A 15772-nucleotide genomic window follows, 5' to 3' on the forward strand; every position below is an offset into this window, starting at 1 on the left:
AATTTACATCCAAAACCCTCTTGTAAATGCTATAGAGCCGTCATAGTCGACGTATACATTTTGGATTGAAGGATTATGCAGTACACCGGAAACACAATAAAACAGCGGGAGAATCACCATTTGGTCGATAAGCATTTTTTCAGCTTTCGTATAGATTTGCATGCGTATAACAGGATCTGCCGTTTGCCGGGCTTCCTTTATATAAGCGTCATACCATTCATCGCTCCAGCCTGAATCATTATCCGGACTCCAGGAGGTGAACAGCTCCAGCATAGATGCCGGATCATTGAAATCAGCGCCCCAACCAGCTCTAGCCACCGAGAAATTCTGATTCACCCGGTTATCCATCAGTTCCGGCCAGCTCTGTACCTCAATGCTTGCCTGAATACCAAGCTTCTCCTTCCAATCTGAAATGACAGACTCTGCAATGGAAGCATGGTCGCCTTCATCATTCATAATAATTTTAAATTCTGGAAGGGTAGTCAAACCTTCTTCACGCAGCCCTTCTTCCAGCAGCGCCTTGGCCATTGTAGCATCTTCTTTAAAATAGGCTTTGTCGGAGACCTCTGACCTGAAATTCAGCTTCGCCCCGTGAATGCTTGGGGGAACAACTCCAAATGCAGGAGTACCGTAACGCAGTCCTTCGCGGTCAACGGCCATAGCCAATGCCTTACGTATTTTCAGATTCTTGAAAGGAGCCTTATTCAGATTGAATTGATAGTAATAATTAGATGCATAAGGTGCTTCATAAGTAAGCTTGGAGGTTCTGTAATCTATAGAAGATGAATCCAGAATCTCTTGTCCTCCCCCTCCAACCCAATCCACCTCTTTATTGACGAAAGCAGCCGTCGGATTTGCGGTTCCGGCTTTTGGCAGAAGCAAGCGTACCTCAGACAGCTTGATTTCTTTGGCCGCATAATAATCCGGATTCTTACCTAGAATAATTTCTTTGTAGGACCACTGCTTCAGCTTAAATGGACCATTAGTTACCATTGATTTGATGTCTGTTGCCCATTTGCTGTTGGCCTTTGCGGTCTTCGGGTACACCGGCAAATAGATGCTCTCCGCGAGCAGCTGGATGAAATAGGAGCTCTTCTCCTTTAATGTGACTTGAAGAGTAGTTTTACTCAATGCCTTTACGCCGATTTTGGCAGCATCCTTGAGAATTCCCTCGTTGTAGTTCTGCGCATTATTAATCATGTACATATTAAAAGCGTAGACATGCTTTGCTTCCGGAGCGAGCGCCCGCTTCCAGGCATACTCGAAGTCCGAGGCCAGCACTTGCTGCCCATTGCTCCATTTCGCATCAGCACGTAATGTAAATGTATACGTTCTGCCATCACTGGAGAGTGTCCAGGATTTAGCCGTTCCAGGCACAGCAATACCGGCCTCGTTCAAACGGACCAGACCTTCAAACAACCCTTTGACAGCCGTATTTGTACTTTTATCTGCCGATGACGCCGGGTCAAGTACCTCTGGAAGACTTCCCAGACCAATACGCAATACCTTATTAGCTTGTGCAGCATATGAACTGCCCGTCTCTCCCGTGAGCGTTACACTCATCATTAAACTTACTGCCAAAATGATATGAAGCAACCTTTTCATCAACGTTTCCCCTTTGTAAAGCCATTATGTATTAGTAATAGGATAGCATGGAGGGCAGATATTACGCTGTCGTAATTTATCGAAGATCATGGATTATATTCAATAAAAAAAAGAGGAGCCCGCTTGAGCCCCTCCCCTTACTATCCCTGTCTACTGTATCAGCAGCCCAAAGCCGGTCTGGATATAATACAGGCTTGGATAATCAATATTGCTGGTCGTCAGGTTATTGAATGTAGCCGAGCCATTGCCGGTATACGTGTAGATCGCAGCTCCCTTATGGGCGCCGGAGAAGCGTGAGGTCGTTACTCCATCGAGCCCTGTGCCGTTAATGTTGATGTTGTTGAATACGATATTGGAGAATCCGCCTCCGTATCCGAACTGGATCGCATCGCGCTGGGTGTTGATGATATCGATGTTAGTGAACGTTACGTTCTTGATCGGGTCACTCGAAGCTTCGAGGTCAATCGCGCCGCGTTCCCCGTCATACAAGTCACGGCTGGTGCCGCTGTTGATAATCGTGGTATCCGAGAAAAGAATGCCCGTGTTGTTGTTGAAATGCGCACCCGGGAAGGTCGTGTTCAGTCGGATGCCGGAACCGCCTACCGTGTCGATAATGTAGTTATGATCCGCCTTGTGGCCGCTGCCTCCGAAGAAGGCAATACCGCCGGCACGCCAGTTATTCTCGATTGTATTGTACGAGAAGGTATTATTCACCCCATCCGGAGCACCGAAAGTGTTGCTCGGCCACACGGCCAGACCATCGTCTCCGTTATTGCGCACATTGGTGTTGCGGACGGTCGAGTTGCTGGTACCCTGGGAGTAGTTGATGCCGTCAGCCAGATTGTTGCGGATGCGGCTGTTCTCCACAAGCAGATTGTTCGCGAAGATTGCCGGGGTCCGTGCATAATCCCCCACCCACATGCCGCATTCAAAATGCTCTACCCAGACATCATGGATGATAGAGTTATTGCCGAAGTTATCCATGAAGCCTTTGTAGATGGCATTCTGGTTGTAACGTGATCTCAGGTTCGAATTCATATAGACACTGCTGAAATCAAGCTTACCCAGGATGCGGAGCGAGATCCCGCCGCCCGCAGCATTAGGATTGGTGAACTGCAGGTTGGTATGCCAGTAACCAGCACCAGTAACCGTAAAGTTATTGATCATATTGCTGACAGAGCCAATCACCCACATGCTGCTTAGATTGAAGGTTCCGGCTGGAATATAGAGTGATTTGCCGCCTGCGACTGCTGCTGTAACCGCGCTGTTGAAGGCTGCAAGATCATCCTGTCCATCACCCGCAACTGCACCGTATTCGGTTACCGATACCGAGTTGGCCGGTCGGGCAATCGCTGTCGGGACAGGCTCGATTTCCAGGAAGTCTACCCCGTATTCCAGACTGTCCCCGTTATTCTTCTGAATACGGATCGTATCGCCCGGCTGAAGCGGTGTATCCATCTTCCAGTGTACTTCATCGAAGCGGAACAACGGACGTCCGGCACTTGGTGCATCACCGGGCTGGTCGCCGGAGAAATATTGCCAGGAGTAATAGGATGTAAGCGGGATTGTTTTGGCTTTGGTGCCGTTTACGTATACATCCAGCGCTCCGGTAAGACCCATACCGTCAGCCGAATCCGGCATGGTGAATCTCATCGCGACCCCGGCGCCGCCTTGACCTGAACGGACGGTCCACTGGGCATAAGAGCCATTCGAAGGAAGCGCTACGTAACTCTGACCCGATGCTTCTGAAGCAATCAGCGTCTGATCGAAGTTTGGAGCAGATTTCAGTGCAGCAGATCCGCCACGGGTCGCATCCTGCGTATCATAGCGGGCATAGGGCACGCTTGCTCCGCGCAGGGCATATACAACCAGATTAACGGTATTCACATTATTAGCCTGCTTGGTCGTAACTTCATTCGCATCTGCAGCAATTGTTGTGGTGACGGTGTAATTGCCGTTGACAGCGCTCCATGTCCCCGGGATGGAGACATTCACAGAAGCACCGGCAGCAATCGCCCCGCTGTAGGATCCGGTGAAGGTCTGCACGGTGGAGCCAGCTGAATTCTTCAATACTACAGTGATTCCATGCGCACCTCCTGCGGAAGCAATCGTCCCCTGATTCTTGAGATTGACTGCAAAGGATACGCTATTACCAGCTACCGGATTGCCCGGTGTCCAGGATGTCGTACCTACAAGGTCAGAGCTTGATACAGGAGCAACAACAAGTGATGAAGGACTGCTGTAGCTGTTGTTGCTGTCATTCTGTTCAATGATCTGATTAGTCTCATCTACCTTGGCACTGAGCGGATAGGTGGCAGCTGTTCGGGTACCGGCATTCAATGACACGGTTGCCGAAGAACCCGCTGCAAGAGCTGCTACCGGGGCCGAGCCTGCCAGCTCATTGTTCAGATAGAAATTGACTGTCGTGGCCGCTGCTGCGGCACTGCCGCTATTCTTCACGATGGCATTCAATGTAATCTCATTCGTCTCAACGGGAGAAGCCGGAGTCCATGACATGCCTGTAATCGTCAGGTCAGGGTTCGGTGCAGGTGTTCCATAGACCTGGAACTCGGCAATCTGTCCCGCAGGGGCACCTGAATTGGAAGCAATATTGATCTGGACACGCTTGACGGTTGCCGTAACGGGAATGGTCACCGTATTTCCGCTGGCTGGGTTGAACGTATACGCCTGAGCGGAGACCAGATTGCTGAAGGTTGTCGTGCTCTGATTATGTCCTAGTACTTGAATATTCTGAGTCCGTGTCCCCCATTCCGTGGCCTGGTTCAGCTTCAGTACAATCGAAGTGATGTTATGATTGGCGCCGAGATCAAGCGTGAGCGAACTTGGATTGCCGCTTCCTTCCCAGTAAGTAGCCGTATTGTTGTCGTTGGCATTACCGGCAACGAAATTCTGTGTGCTGGAGGATGCGCTGATCGCCTTACCAATGGCAATGTTCCCTCCAGGGGACGCCGTTGGCGTTGGAACCGGTGTGGCGGTCGGCGTTGGAGATGCCGTCGGAACTGGAGTTGCGGTAGGCGCAGGTGTAGTTGTGGAAGTAGGCGCCACCGTAGCCGTAGGTACCGGTGTTGGTGATGGAGCCGTTGTTGGAGCTATTGTAGGTGAAGGTGTCGGCGTGGCGGTCACTGCTGCCGCTACTACAATCTGATCCAGATTGACGTTACCCGTATCACCGGCATCATATTTGTAGGCGATGGTATTACTGCCGGAGTTCAGCGTCAGGAGCTCGGCCTTCGTGCTCCAGGTATCCCAGTTCGCCAGATTCGGCAAGGTGGACTGGCGGATTTTGACTCCGTTCACATAGATGCTGAGGGTCTTATCGCTTCCGCTCGCGTTAGCGTACTTCAGCGTAACATTCCGCGAACCCGCTGCAGCTACACTCACCGTGAAGGTAGTTGCCGGTCCTTGGGTCAGATAACCGTCAACAAAACCCGTACCGGAGTAACCCGCATGATCTGTGTTCACTTTCGCCCCGCCGGAGAGTGCAGCGGATTCTGCTTCATAGGTACCGGCTGGAACCGGTGTTGCAGCAGGAGTGACTGCAGGCGTGGCCGTTGGGCTGCTGGAGCCGTAAATTTCAAGCTCAGAGAACTGGGCTGCCGGCCATCCGGTGTTCGCGGTTACGAGCAGGCGCACATAACGCGTACTGGCTGTTGCAAAGTTAACCGTGACACTGTTGCCAGCAGCCGATGGATTAAATACATAGGCTGCCGAAGCCACGATATCTGTAAATGTGGAACCGTTCGTACTCCCTTGTACGGCCAGCGTCTGCGTGCGTGTCTCCCAGCCTGCAGGAATCTTTAGCACAAGCTGGTCAATACTGGTAAGCGCACCCAGGTCAACCTGAATCCACTGGGGAAAAGCATCATTTGTGCTTTCCCAATAGGTGCTCTGGTTGCTGTCCTTGACATTGTCAGGCGTATACGTTTGCGATTGGCCGCTGGAAGTAATGGTTTTGTTAAGTGTCAGATTCTGTCCACCGGCAGCTGATGAATGTGTCAGCGGTCCGGCGGCCATAAACAGAGTTGAGATTAGCAGCGTTACTACAAGCGACCATACGACATACTTGTTGCGCATTATAATCCTCCTTAATCTGATGTTAGAACGGTACATAGAATTTTCTGAAGTACTAGAATGATAGCGATTACAAAAAATTAAATCCTTACCAATCCATCATTTGCTTCCAACGTGCAGGTGCCACTCTACTGATATTGCCTCTACTCAACCGGCTTGCGATAGTTCTGCCCAGCCCCCTCTCACTGCAATACACACTCATTATAGTTTTAACGCAGTGCAATCTATAATAGCTAATTCTACGGAAAAGATAGGCGATTCAATGATCGTGATGATTTGCAGCAGCGGGTCAGCCCGAAACATCCTGAATAGACAAAAAAGCACCTCCGCCAGGGAAGTGCTTCGTACTTCACTTATATTTCGCATCGGATTTCTGCTCTCACAGGGCACCTTGGTCTGGCATAATCCGCAGCCAGCTCCTGATGTAGCCTCCCCGCCGCTTTGGGCCGCCCACTCCCGTGAACCCTGGCCATACACAAATTTCATGCAGGCGATTTTGTCATGGCCGTTTGTGCTGATCGCCTGCACCGGGCAGCGGGTAATGCAGACGCCACAGTTCCCTTTGCTGCATAACAAACAATTTCCCGTATGAGTAGCCGCGGATCTTGGATTAGACGGGAACTGCAAATCCGTTACTACCGACAGCAGCCGTATGGCAATTCCCTTCTCCGAAATGAATCCATCATTAAGACTGAAGGTGCCCAGCCCGGCAGCATAAGCAACATGACGTTCTGACCAATTGGAGATTGGGCCTGTTTCTGAACTGGAGATCCCGTACCAATCCGTATCCAGCGGCGCAGCCGCAAGGCGGCCAAGTTTTTTTAAATAATCTGTCAGATAAAGGCGGGCCGCCTTCAAGAAATACTCATCCCCGAACGTACGCAGCAGGGCCCACTCCCGTGAAGCTCTTTCCTTTTGCTGGCGGTTGGCCTTCCTGATGGATTCATGAATGGGCAGCACTATGCTGATCACCGAACCTCCATTGTAGGTCCCTGAACCGAATGAACGCTCTATTACCTCTTTTGGCGTTGCATGGCCGGGACCAATAATGCTTTTATACTCCTCAAACAAAGGATCGTCAGCTGAAGCAAATTGAATGATAGGCTCATCATAATAAGGTCCCTGAAGTACATCTGACCAGTTCAATGGGCTCTCCTTAACAAAGGCTTTCATCACTTCAATAATGAGCTGCTTCTGTTCCTCTTCCGCTCTTTCATTAATTGCAGTACTGTCTGGGTGCATGGTCTTCCCTCCTCTTGAGTGTACTCTTTCTATCCGGAAGTTAACGTGTATATACACGTATTGGCGATAAGCAACTGCTGTTGCGTCATTACTGCGTAAAGTTTGATGAACCAAGAGTCGAGATTATGCTCAGGCCATCAGTTTTTCCACTTTGGATAAAAGGGTAGTAAGTACTTTCATATCTTCATCGCCCAATGCCTCCTGCAAAAAACTCTGTGCCTGCTCCCATTGGTTCCCGGCAGCTATATATTTCACTTTCCCGCTCTCCGACAGGATCAGCAGGCGGTTCCGGCTTCCCTGCGCAGAAATATCCTCCACATAGCCAATCTGTTCCAGTGCCTTGAGATTGCGGACAATAGTGGTCCGGTCCAGTCTCATCTCAAGCGCCAGGTCGCTGACACTTGCCGGTCCTAGGGAGTAAATATGCTTCAGTAAAGAAAACTGGCTGATATTTAAACCGCTTGAAGACAGAAATCCGTCATATATTCCTGTGACTGCTGAGGAAGCCCTCCGCAGATTAATACAGCTGCAGACACTAGAACCGCGGATAATGGGTGAAGAAGGGTCTCCGGTTGTTGTCATAGATTATTCTCCTCCTGTTGTATTTATCGTGTACATACACTATTTCAAAATGGAGAGCTTTTGTCAGAGTCATTTATCACAAGGACGCGTAATTTGAAAAATGAAAATAATCCCCCTGAATCTTCAAGGGGGATTGTGGATGCAATGGTTTGAATTTCTAAGACAACTCTTTGATATACCAGGCGTCGCAGGCATAATGCTCTGAACCGGCAAGCGGAGCATCCAGCAGCCCGAAACCATGTTTGAGATAGAAACGGCCTGCGGCCTGCATGGTCTGCAGCGTCTCCAGATAACATCTGTTGTAATGTTGCCTGGCGAATTCCAGTGCCGTCCCTAATAAATCTGCAGCAGCTCCTTGGCCGCGGATGGCGGATGACAGATACATTTTCTGCAGCTCACAGATCCCGTTCTCCTCATCAAAAGGTGCAATTCCGCAGCCGCCAAGCACCTCCCCATCTTCTTCAACAATCCAGTAAGCCCTGTTCGCAGCACTATTGTAATAGGTGTATAGGTCATGCATGCTGTCATCAGCCCAGGCGAGACCGTCACGGTTGCCCCCGAATTCAATCAGACATTCCCGGATAATCCCTTCAATAGCCGCATTATCTCTGCGCTCTATGTATCTGATATTCATCATTCTGTTAAGCCTCCCGCCATTCTTCCGGGCTATGTCCCGTTATCCTATTCACTTTATCATAACAGCAGACTTCCTACTCCACAAAATCGCAAAAAGCCGCAAACACATCCCTTCATACCTGTAGAATAGGATGTATTTGCAGCTCAATATCTAAAAGATTATACTTTGATTACTTTTTGACATCCTCCATGCTGGCTCCGAAATTAATAGGATAGACCCATCCATCCAGGACAAGTGCCGGAACGGATTTCACTCCTGCCTGCATGATAAAACACCGCTTTTGCCCTTGTAATTTCTCTTTTCTAAGTTTTGTTGTTTCTGACAACTCTTATTTTAGAGAATGGCAGGTGCTTTTTCTATTCAGAATAGGCTATCATTATCATAGTTTCAGCCAATGCAAATTAAACAAAGGAATGAAGTGAATCCTCATGGAAATGAAGCAGCTGGAGTATTTCTTGGCCGTGTGTGAAGAAATGCATTTTACCCGCGCAACGGACAAGGTCCGGATATCGCAGCCTTCGCTTAGCCAGCAGATCCGGAATCTGGAGTATGAGGTCGGCACCCCGCTGTTCGACCGGATCGGCAAGAAGATCGCGTTGACCGAAGCGGGAAAAATACTCAAGCATCACAGCCAAAATATCTTCTACGAATTAAATCAATCCAAAAATGCGATCGACGAGCTGCTTATGAAGCCTGGCAGGACGGCATCCCTATGAAGCAGCTTGCGGAGCTTCCCCTCGTTCTCCTGCCGGACAACTTCTTCATCCGGCAGCTGTTGAATGACTACAGTGAATCATTAGGATTCACAATTAAGCCTTTTCTGGAGATGACCACGATAGAGGCACTTGTCCATATGGCGGAGAGCGGCATGGGCTGTACGGTTCTGCCCCGCAGCTTAATGGAGCATCTGCAGAAGGATTCGGTACGGGTGCTTCCGATTATTAATCCTTCGCCGACACGCCGGATAGGCGTTGTGTTCCGCAAAGAAAAATACATGTGTGCAGCGACCAAGCGCTTCATCCGCGAGCTGCAAGAGAATGCTGCACATTTCAAGGAGAGCGTCTAATGAACAAACTTGTATTTTTCCTCGGTCCGGGCGGGGCCGGCAAAACAACACTCGCCAAAACCATAGCAGCCCGGCGCCCGGCCTCTGTATTCGATATGGATATTCTGCTGCGTCCGGCAGCTACCGCGATCATGACTATGCATGGACTGGACCCCGATGACAGGGATTCGGATGAATATAAAAGCTTATGCCGGGACCTGGGGTACCGGATTACAATGGACGCTGCACTGGACAATATCGGCCTTCAAAGCGATATATTCGTCGTAGGTCCCTTCACCAAGGAGGCGGCCGACCCGGAATGGATCGGGCGTGAACTGTCGCGAATCGGACGTACACTGGCGGAGGTCGAGGTCAAAGTTGTCATGGTCAGTCTTCCAGATGCGGCAGCGTTCCGTGAACGGCTTGAGGGCAGACAGTCCCCTCTGGACGCCTGGAAGTTCGCACACTGGGATGAGTTCAGCGCTTCCCTGGGCAGCCGCACCGTGGCATGGCCGCTTCCGGCTTCGCAGGTGGCACAGATCGATAATTCCCATCCGGACAGGAACGTTGCTGCTGCGGCTGTGGAAGCTTTTATTTACGGGGAGGCATCTTCCTCCGCATTCCTTATCGAAAAGAACCTCCCGCCTATAATAATAGACTGAGAGGTTCCTTTGTAATTCGAATATTTATTATTGTTTTATCGCATGAATATAATGAATCGTCTCAAAAGCGGTCAAAGCATCACTCCGGTTGCTGAAGAACCTGTCATTGATCTCCGCCGGTGACAAGTGCTCATAAATCAGCAGGCCTGCTTGCTCCAGCAGCTGCTCCATTTCATGATAAGCGAAACAGGATTTCATCGGCTCACCGCTGACGGCAGCCATCTGTAGCATCTTTTCCACCCGGCCGGACAGTCCCTTCTCTTCAAAAAGCCGCTCATCCGCATAATCCAGCACGATAGAGCTACCTGCCGGGAGACCGGCGAATACTTCAGTAATCAGTCTGGCATTCTCCTCTTTCGTGAGGTAATAGGACACACCCAGCAGGCTGAAGAAGGTCTTGGCTTGTGAATCAAATCCTTGCCCAACCAGATTGGAAGAAGAGAATTCCCTGGTGAAGTCCATGGGTACAAAGTGAAGATTGACCGGAACTTCCAACCCGGCGTCACTGAGCCTCTGCTGCTTGAACTCCTGTGTAGCCGGATAGTCCACTTCAAATATCTCCAGCAGGTCTTTCAATTCAGGATGACGGTAGCCAAAGGTATCAAGTCCGGCTCCAAGGATGACATACTGCTTCAGTCCTAAGGTTAGCTCATGCAGCAATAGGGCCTCACAGTAAGCAGCACGCGCGAGCGGTGTCGGAGACAGCTGTACATGTGTAATCCATTTCAGAATGGCGTCCGGATCATCCTTATGTTGATTTGCAATGTCTGTGTTGAAAAAAGAGATGCCCTGCACCATATTCTTGCGGATGTCTGAAAACTCCTGCGGTGAAATCAAGTCTTGGGCCAAATAATCATCGAAAATCTTGGGTGTGTCATATTTACTGTGATAGGCTCGGCCAAACGCTGCTACTTTGGAAGTCAAACTGGACTCATTCTGCTTCAAACGTGTATCCTCCCATATAAAAATAAGATTCCCCCGGCCGGGAGAATCTTATTATATACACAAACTATTAATATGTAAATTATAGCATAATTAATATATTTTGTCAATGATAAAATTCTCCAAGAAAAGCACCAGCTTCCCTGAAACTGGAGATCACCCCGCTGCCGACAGCTGCACAGAGCGCTGCTCCTACAGCAGCCTCTTCAGTTTGCGCACCGGCTGTGAGCGGCACTCCGAATGCTGCTTCAGCCTTGGCACACAGCACAGGATTACTCCGCAATGCATTACCGGAACCTATGAGGCGGGTGAACCCCTTCGCCCCCTGCTGCTCCAGATCCTTCAGGAAGCCGTATAATTCATCAATCATCCCCTGGAGAAAAGCATGGGCCAGTCCGGCAGGTGTGAAGTTATCTAGTGTGATTCCCTCGATGCTACCGCGATTGCCCGGCTCAGCTCTTGTACCCAGAAACTGTGTATTCACCTTTAGGCCAGTGTTCTTTCCACCAGATGGCTCTTCCGTAAGCAATTGAGCCAGCAGAGAATAGATATCTGCAGGTGCTTCTCCTGTGTAAGCTGTGATCAGCTGCCGGATGAAGCCTTCCAGCAGAGCATAGGATCTGCCGCCGCTAAGCGCAGCCCCTACCATGAGTACTCCACCGCCCGGATAAGGGCGCACCTCCATTGCTGAAGGAGCAGGGGTGTATTCAGGAAGCCAGGCCGATAGCTGGCTGCCCGTGCCGATGTTCAGCAGCAATGAACCGGCGGGCTGCGGCACGCTGCCCAGGAAGCTGGCCTGATTGTCCCCGAGTGAGGTGTACACAGGTATTCCCTGCGGTGTAGCACCGATTGCAGTCCCTGAAGGGACGACCGGCGGCAATATCGCCACATCGATTCCGGCCTGAATGAGTGCTATTTGATCAAAATCGCCCGTCTGTAAACTGAAGCCACCAATGCCGGCTGCCTGTGTTGCATCAATTAAAGGTACCGCGCTGTTTGCCAGCCTCATCGCGATGTAATCCGCAATCGTGCAGAATCGGACCGCATTCCCAGGCACCAGCTGATGCTGCAAATTATAATAATGAGTGGCCAGTCCGTAGCCTGGAGCTATATGATATCCGGCAAGTACGCTTAGTTTCTGCGCATAAGTGTAACTGCTGTCCTCCACACAAGGCTGGCCGCCTCTCCCATCCTGCCAGGTATAGAGCGGGCCCAGAGGATTGCCGCTCTGGTCTATATATAGAATCCCGTGCATCTGCCCGGTCAGGCCGATTCCTGCTGCTTCCGGCTCCCTTGACAGCAGGAGACCAAGGATACGTTCAGCCTGCTGCAGAATAATCCCCGGCTCCTGCAGACGTTCCCATTCATGATTCCGGCTGGATGGTTTACTTGTTTGTTCCTCAGTAATCGTATGCAGGACGGTTCGTGTCTCCAAATCGTAGAGCAATCCGGAAATTGAGGTGGTTCCGATATCCAGTCCGATCATGATCATGTACTTCATCCTCTTTCCGTTCATATAGCCTATATGGTAAGCCTTCACGAAGTATAGCGTCAACCCGGCGCATAAAACCCCATGGATCAAATGATACTAGACCAGACAAAGTATAAATTCAAGCGGGAGGCGTACATGTGAGACTTCAGAACAAAGTGGCAATAGTAACCGGCGCGGCATCCGGTATGGGCAAAGCGATTGCGGCTCTCTATGCCAAAGAAGGTGCTAAGGTAGTAGTGGCGGATATTCACTTGGAGGCTGCGGAGACGGTGGCCGGGGAGATTAAGTCCGGCGGCGGTGAAGCCCTCGCGGTGAAAGCAAATGTTGCTGATGAATCTGATATCCAGAACCTGATCGACACTACAGTAAAAACCTACGGAACCGTAGATATCCTGGTGAACAACGCGGGGATTATGGATAACTTTGAACCGGCAGGTGACATTGAGGATGACAGCTGGAACCGCATCTTTGCCGTCAATACTACATCCGTAATGCGTGCTACACGTAAAGTACTCCCTATCTTCTTGGCTAAACAGCAAGGGGTGATCATTAACGTAGCATCCGCAGGCGGACTTTTTGGTGCCCGGGCAGGTGCAGCTTACACAGCCTCCAAGCATGCGGTTGTCGGATTCACCAAGAATACCGGATTCATGTATGCTCCTCAGGGCATCCGCTGCAATGCGATTGCTCCGGGCGGGGTGGAGACCAATATCGGATCTACCATGACGCATATTAATGAATTCGGTATGGGACGTACGCAGCCGGGATTGGCTCTTAACCCGCGCACAGGCAAACCGGAGGAAATCGCGCAGCTTGCCCTGTTCCTCGGCTCAGACGAAGCAAGCTTTATTAATGGAGCGGTGGTAACGGCTGATGGCGGATGGACTGCTTATTAAAAGTCTGCGCTGCTTCAAAAGAAAGGCCATCTCCCGTTATTCACGGTTGATGGCCTTATTACATACCGTTGTTAGTTGCGTGCATCCTGCACCCTGATATTACTCCCGAACAATGTCGAATCGCTTGTCAGTTTGTAGGCTGGGTAGCCTGCCTCTGCTTCCAGACGCATCACATCATCGAATAGGGATTCCTGCTGCCGGTCACACAGAAAGGTGAAGGGTTCGGTTTGAAATACGATATCCGTCGGGGAAGGCCCGTTTACAATCCTGATGACCAGCACGCCATTGCAGCCGCAATCCTCTGTATCATAGAACATTTTGAATTTACCGGGCTGGCCGGCAAGGCTCTGCGCAAGCCGTTCTTCGGTGAGCGGGTTTAGTTGTATTTGCATCAGATATTTCTCTCCTTTGTAGGGCAAAATGCCTGCGAATTCGATCAGGTGTCCAGTATAGTGTGTATTTTGCCCGGACTCCTGTGACAGCAGTCACTTTGGGTATGACATTAATATAACATATCATCAGGCGTTGACGTGCCCAAGCCTGTACTTGGGACATATCAACGCCTGATTAGGGATATACTATATCCTAGCCGATCTGTGAGCGCACTGTCTTTTCCAGGCTGAGCAGTTCCTCTCTTACCTTAACCACTTCGCCAATAATGATGATGGCCGGATTGCTGATTCTCATCGCCGCTGCCAGTTTGCCGATACTGCCGAGCGTTCCGGTCACTGTCCGTTCGCGCACTGTTGTCCCGTTCTCAATCAGGGCAATAGGTGTCAGCGGATCTTTGCCATGCTTAAGCAGCTGATCACAAATCTCGCCCAGTTTGCTGACTCCCATATAGATGACAAGGGTGTCCACACTATGGGCAAGTGCATCCCATCGTACCGGAGAGTCCTGATCATGGCAGCGGCTGCCCGTCACGATAGCGAATGAAGCCGCCAATCCGCGATGGGTCAGCGGGATTCCCGCGGAAGCGGCTGCGCCGATCGCCGAGGTGATCCCGGGAATCACTTCGTATGGGATTCCCGCTGCAGCGGCTTCCAGCGCTTCCTCTCCGCCGCGTCCGAAGACAAACGGGTCTCCGCCTTTCAGGCGTACCACGTGACATCCGCCTGCAGCATAGTTGATCATCAGCTGCTGGGTGGATTCCTGCGGCATCGAGTGAAGTCCGGGCGCTTTGCCGCAGTAGATGCGCAGAACATCGCTTTTGGCATAGCCCAGCAGCTCTTCATTCACCAGGCGGTCATACAGAATCACATCTGCACTCTGAATACGCCGCAGTGCCTTGACTGTAATCAGCTCGGGATCACCGGGGCCTGCACCGACAATGGATATGCTGCCCTGCTTCATAGGCTTTTCTCCAGGGCGGCTGTGGCTGAGATTACTGTATCGCGTCCCGGCGTCAATCCGGCTTCAGAAGAGGCTCCGGGTTTGAAGCTTTTTTGCGACAGATAGAGAAGAATGCCTGTGAACAGCAGGCCTCCGGCGAAATTGCCGATCAGAACAGGAATGCCGTTCCAGATCCACCAGTCCGCGAAGCTGACATTCGCGCCAAGCATCATTCCGGCAGGAATAACGAAGAAGTTGACAACCGTATGCTCGAAGCCTTGCCCGAAGAAGGTCAGGATCGGCAGCCACATGGCGAAGATTTTACCGGATGTGGACTTCGAGGTCATAGCCATTACCGCACCCAGCGTAACCATCCAGTTGCAGAGCATCGCTTTGATGAAGACAAGGGTCATCCCCTCAGCCCCCATGCTCTTGTATGCTGTAGTCTTAGCCTCACTGGTCGAAATTAATGTCTGGATCAGCGGATTCGACATATCCGTCCCCATCTTCGTAATTGTGAGTCCATACAGAGCTGCGTATACTGCGCATCCAATCAGATGCCCGATAATAACCCAGAAGAAATTGCCCAGCATCCGTTTTATTGTTGTCCGCTTCTCCAGCACAGCCAGCGGGACCAGGGCAAAGCTGCCGGTGACGAGTTCTAGCCCAAGCAGAATGATCATCACAAAACCTACAGGAAACAGAAGTGCACCAACCATCGGGATCTTGGTCTGGGCGGTGGCGGTAAAGGCCAGTGTTGTGGCACAGGCCAGTATGGCACCCCCAAGGCTGCCGCGGACAATCAGCTGCATAATGCCCAGTTCCGCTTTGGTCTTGCCGGCTTCAATCATTGAGGTCAATACTTCACTTGGTTTGACATAGTCCATTAGGAATCCCCCTTATATACTCGGATGAATTATATCGTTAGGTACAAGCTGCCGCTGGTGTGATCAACCTCCACCTCATAGGTTGTCACATGCCCTGTATCCGGTGCCTGCACGTCACCGCTATGGAGATCGATCCGCCAGTCATGGAGCGGACAATGCACCTTGGAACCGCAGACCATTCCTTCGGATAAGACTCCGCCTTTATGCGGGCATTTATTCTCCACTGCCAGCACCTCACCGCTGCTTAACCGGAACAAGGCAATCTCGGTATCTCCCACCCGTAACTTACGCGATCCCTTGATGTCAATATCGTTCAAGTTACCAATGAGCATCTTGGTCATTGTCATTTGTAAGCCCC

At 50.8% G+C, this 15772-nt stretch carries 13 protein-coding genes and 1 pseudogene; 3 read left to right on the top strand and 11 right to left on the bottom strand.

What is annotated here, in order from left to right; genetic code table 11:
* Positions 1-3: 3 nt before the first annotated feature.
* The 5 genes from NYE33_RS23685 to NYE33_RS23705 form a co-directional block, all read right to left on the bottom strand.
* Positions 4-1566, bottom strand: coding sequence for a peptide ABC transporter substrate-binding protein (locus NYE33_RS23685; protein ID WP_341067877.1), 1563 nt, complete (start codon positions 1564-1566; stop codon positions 4-6).
* 189 nt (positions 1567-1755) lie between these two features.
* Complete coding sequence (locus tag NYE33_RS23690; RefSeq protein ID WP_341067880.1) at positions 1756-5700, bottom strand: discoidin domain-containing protein; 3945 nt, start codon at positions 5698-5700, stop codon at positions 1756-1758.
* 198 nt (positions 5701-5898) lie between these two features.
* On the bottom strand, positions 5899-6939 hold the full coding sequence (locus tag NYE33_RS23695; RefSeq protein WP_341067881.1) for a (Fe-S)-binding protein: 1041 nt from the start codon (positions 6937-6939) through the stop codon (positions 5899-5901).
* 129 nt (positions 6940-7068) lie between these two features.
* Entirely contained in the window at positions 7069-7521 is a 453-nt protein-coding gene (locus NYE33_RS23700; protein ID WP_340945840.1) for a MarR family winged helix-turn-helix transcriptional regulator, read from the bottom strand.
* Positions 7522-7678: 157 nt separating this feature from the next.
* On the bottom strand, positions 7679-8158 hold the full coding sequence (locus tag NYE33_RS23705; RefSeq protein WP_341067883.1) for a GNAT family N-acetyltransferase: 480 nt from the start codon (positions 8156-8158) through the stop codon (positions 7679-7681).
* Between the two features lie 428 nt (positions 8159-8586).
* On the opposite strand from NYE33_RS23705, the pseudogene NYE33_RS23715 reads away from it, so the two are divergent.
* Positions 8587-9224 (top strand): annotated as a pseudogene (locus tag NYE33_RS23715) (LysR family transcriptional regulator).
* Positions 9224-9865, top strand: a complete 642-nt coding sequence (locus NYE33_RS23720) for an AAA family ATPase (RefSeq protein WP_042137166.1) — start codon at positions 9224-9226, stop codon at positions 9863-9865. Before NYE33_RS23715 ends, NYE33_RS23720 begins: the two are co-directional and overlap by 1 nt.
* A gap of 27 nt (positions 9866-9892) precedes the next feature.
* Here the strand turns inward: NYE33_RS23720 and NYE33_RS23725 are convergent, their stop codons facing one another.
* Together NYE33_RS23725 and NYE33_RS23730 are read right to left on the bottom strand one after the other, a co-directional pair.
* Positions 9893-10810, bottom strand: coding sequence for a class I SAM-dependent methyltransferase (locus tag NYE33_RS23725; protein WP_341067885.1), 918 nt, complete (start codon positions 10808-10810; stop codon positions 9893-9895).
* Positions 10811-10913: 103 nt separating this feature from the next.
* On the bottom strand, positions 10914-12299 hold the full coding sequence (locus NYE33_RS23730) for a sedoheptulokinase (protein ID WP_042137162.1): 1386 nt from the start codon (positions 12297-12299) through the stop codon (positions 10914-10916).
* Positions 12300-12436: 137 nt separating this feature from the next.
* Here NYE33_RS23730 and NYE33_RS23735 point away from each other — a divergent pair, with 137 nt between their 5' ends.
* Positions 12437-13195: an SDR family oxidoreductase gene (locus NYE33_RS23735; protein WP_039291601.1), complete on the top strand. Its 759-nt coding sequence runs from the start codon at positions 12437-12439 to the stop codon at positions 13193-13195.
* A gap of 71 nt (positions 13196-13266) precedes the next feature.
* Here the strand turns inward: NYE33_RS23735 and NYE33_RS23740 are convergent, their stop codons facing one another.
* From NYE33_RS23740 to nirD, 4 genes are all read right to left on the bottom strand, one after another.
* Entirely contained in the window at positions 13267-13587 is a 321-nt protein-coding gene (locus NYE33_RS23740; RefSeq protein WP_341067886.1) for an iron-sulfur cluster biosynthesis family protein, read from the bottom strand.
* A 193-nt stretch (positions 13588-13780) separates the two neighbouring features.
* On the bottom strand, positions 13781-14548 hold the full coding sequence (gene cobA / locus NYE33_RS23745; protein ID WP_042137158.1) for a uroporphyrinogen-III C-methyltransferase: 768 nt from the start codon (positions 14546-14548) through the stop codon (positions 13781-13783).
* Complete coding sequence (locus NYE33_RS23750) at positions 14545-15414, bottom strand: formate/nitrite transporter family protein (RefSeq protein ID WP_341067888.1); 870 nt, start codon at positions 15412-15414, stop codon at positions 14545-14547. The genes cobA and NYE33_RS23750 overlap by 4 nt, the downstream gene beginning before the upstream one ends.
* Before the next feature lie 29 nt (positions 15415-15443).
* Positions 15444-15755, bottom strand: coding sequence for a nitrite reductase small subunit NirD (nirD, locus tag NYE33_RS23755; RefSeq protein ID WP_042141172.1), 312 nt, complete (start codon positions 15753-15755; stop codon positions 15444-15446).
* Between the last annotated feature and the right edge of the window lie 17 nt (positions 15756-15772).

This window comes from Paenibacillus sp. FSL R10-2199 (assembly GCF_038000235.1).
Classification (GTDB): Bacteria; Bacillota; Bacilli; order Paenibacillales; family Paenibacillaceae; genus Paenibacillus_AQ; species Paenibacillus_AQ phytohabitans.

What these genes read in the sequence shown, in the direction of transcription:
- cobA (WP_042137158.1), bottom strand. Translation starts at nt 14,548, where the DNA reads ATGAAGCAGGGCAGCATATCCATTGTCGGTGCAGGCCCCGGTGATCCC.
- NYE33_RS23685 (WP_341067877.1), bottom strand. Translation starts at nt 1,566, where the DNA reads ATGATGAGTGTAACGCTCACGGGAGAGACGGGCAGTTCATATGCTGCA.
- NYE33_RS23720 (WP_042137166.1), top strand. Translation starts at nt 9,224, where the DNA reads ATGAACAAACTTGTATTTTTCCTCGGTCCGGGCGGGGCCGGCAAAACA.
- NYE33_RS23700 (WP_340945840.1), bottom strand. Translation starts at nt 7,521, where the DNA reads ATGACAACAACCGGAGACCCTTCTTCACCCATTATCCGCGGTTCTAGT.
- nirD (WP_042141172.1), bottom strand. Translation starts at nt 15,755, where the DNA reads ATGACCAAGATGCTCATTGGTAACTTGAACGATATTGACATCAAGGGA.
- NYE33_RS23750 (WP_341067888.1), bottom strand. Translation starts at nt 15,414, where the DNA reads ATGGACTATGTCAAACCAAGTGAAGTATTGACCTCAATGATTGAAGCC.
- NYE33_RS23730 (WP_042137162.1), bottom strand. Translation starts at nt 12,299, where the DNA reads ATGATCATGATCGGACTGGATATCGGAACCACCTCAATTTCCGGATTG.
- NYE33_RS23740 (WP_341067886.1), bottom strand. Translation starts at nt 13,587, where the DNA reads ATGCAAATACAACTAAACCCGCTCACCGAAGAACGGCTTGCGCAGAGC.
- NYE33_RS23705 (WP_341067883.1), bottom strand. Translation starts at nt 8,158, where the DNA reads ATGATGAATATCAGATACATAGAGCGCAGAGATAATGCGGCTATTGAA.
- NYE33_RS23695 (WP_341067881.1), bottom strand. Translation starts at nt 6,939, where the DNA reads ATGCACCCAGACAGTACTGCAATTAATGAAAGAGCGGAAGAGGAACAG.
- NYE33_RS23690 (WP_341067880.1), bottom strand. Translation starts at nt 5,700, where the DNA reads ATGCGCAACAAGTATGTCGTATGGTCGCTTGTAGTAACGCTGCTAATC.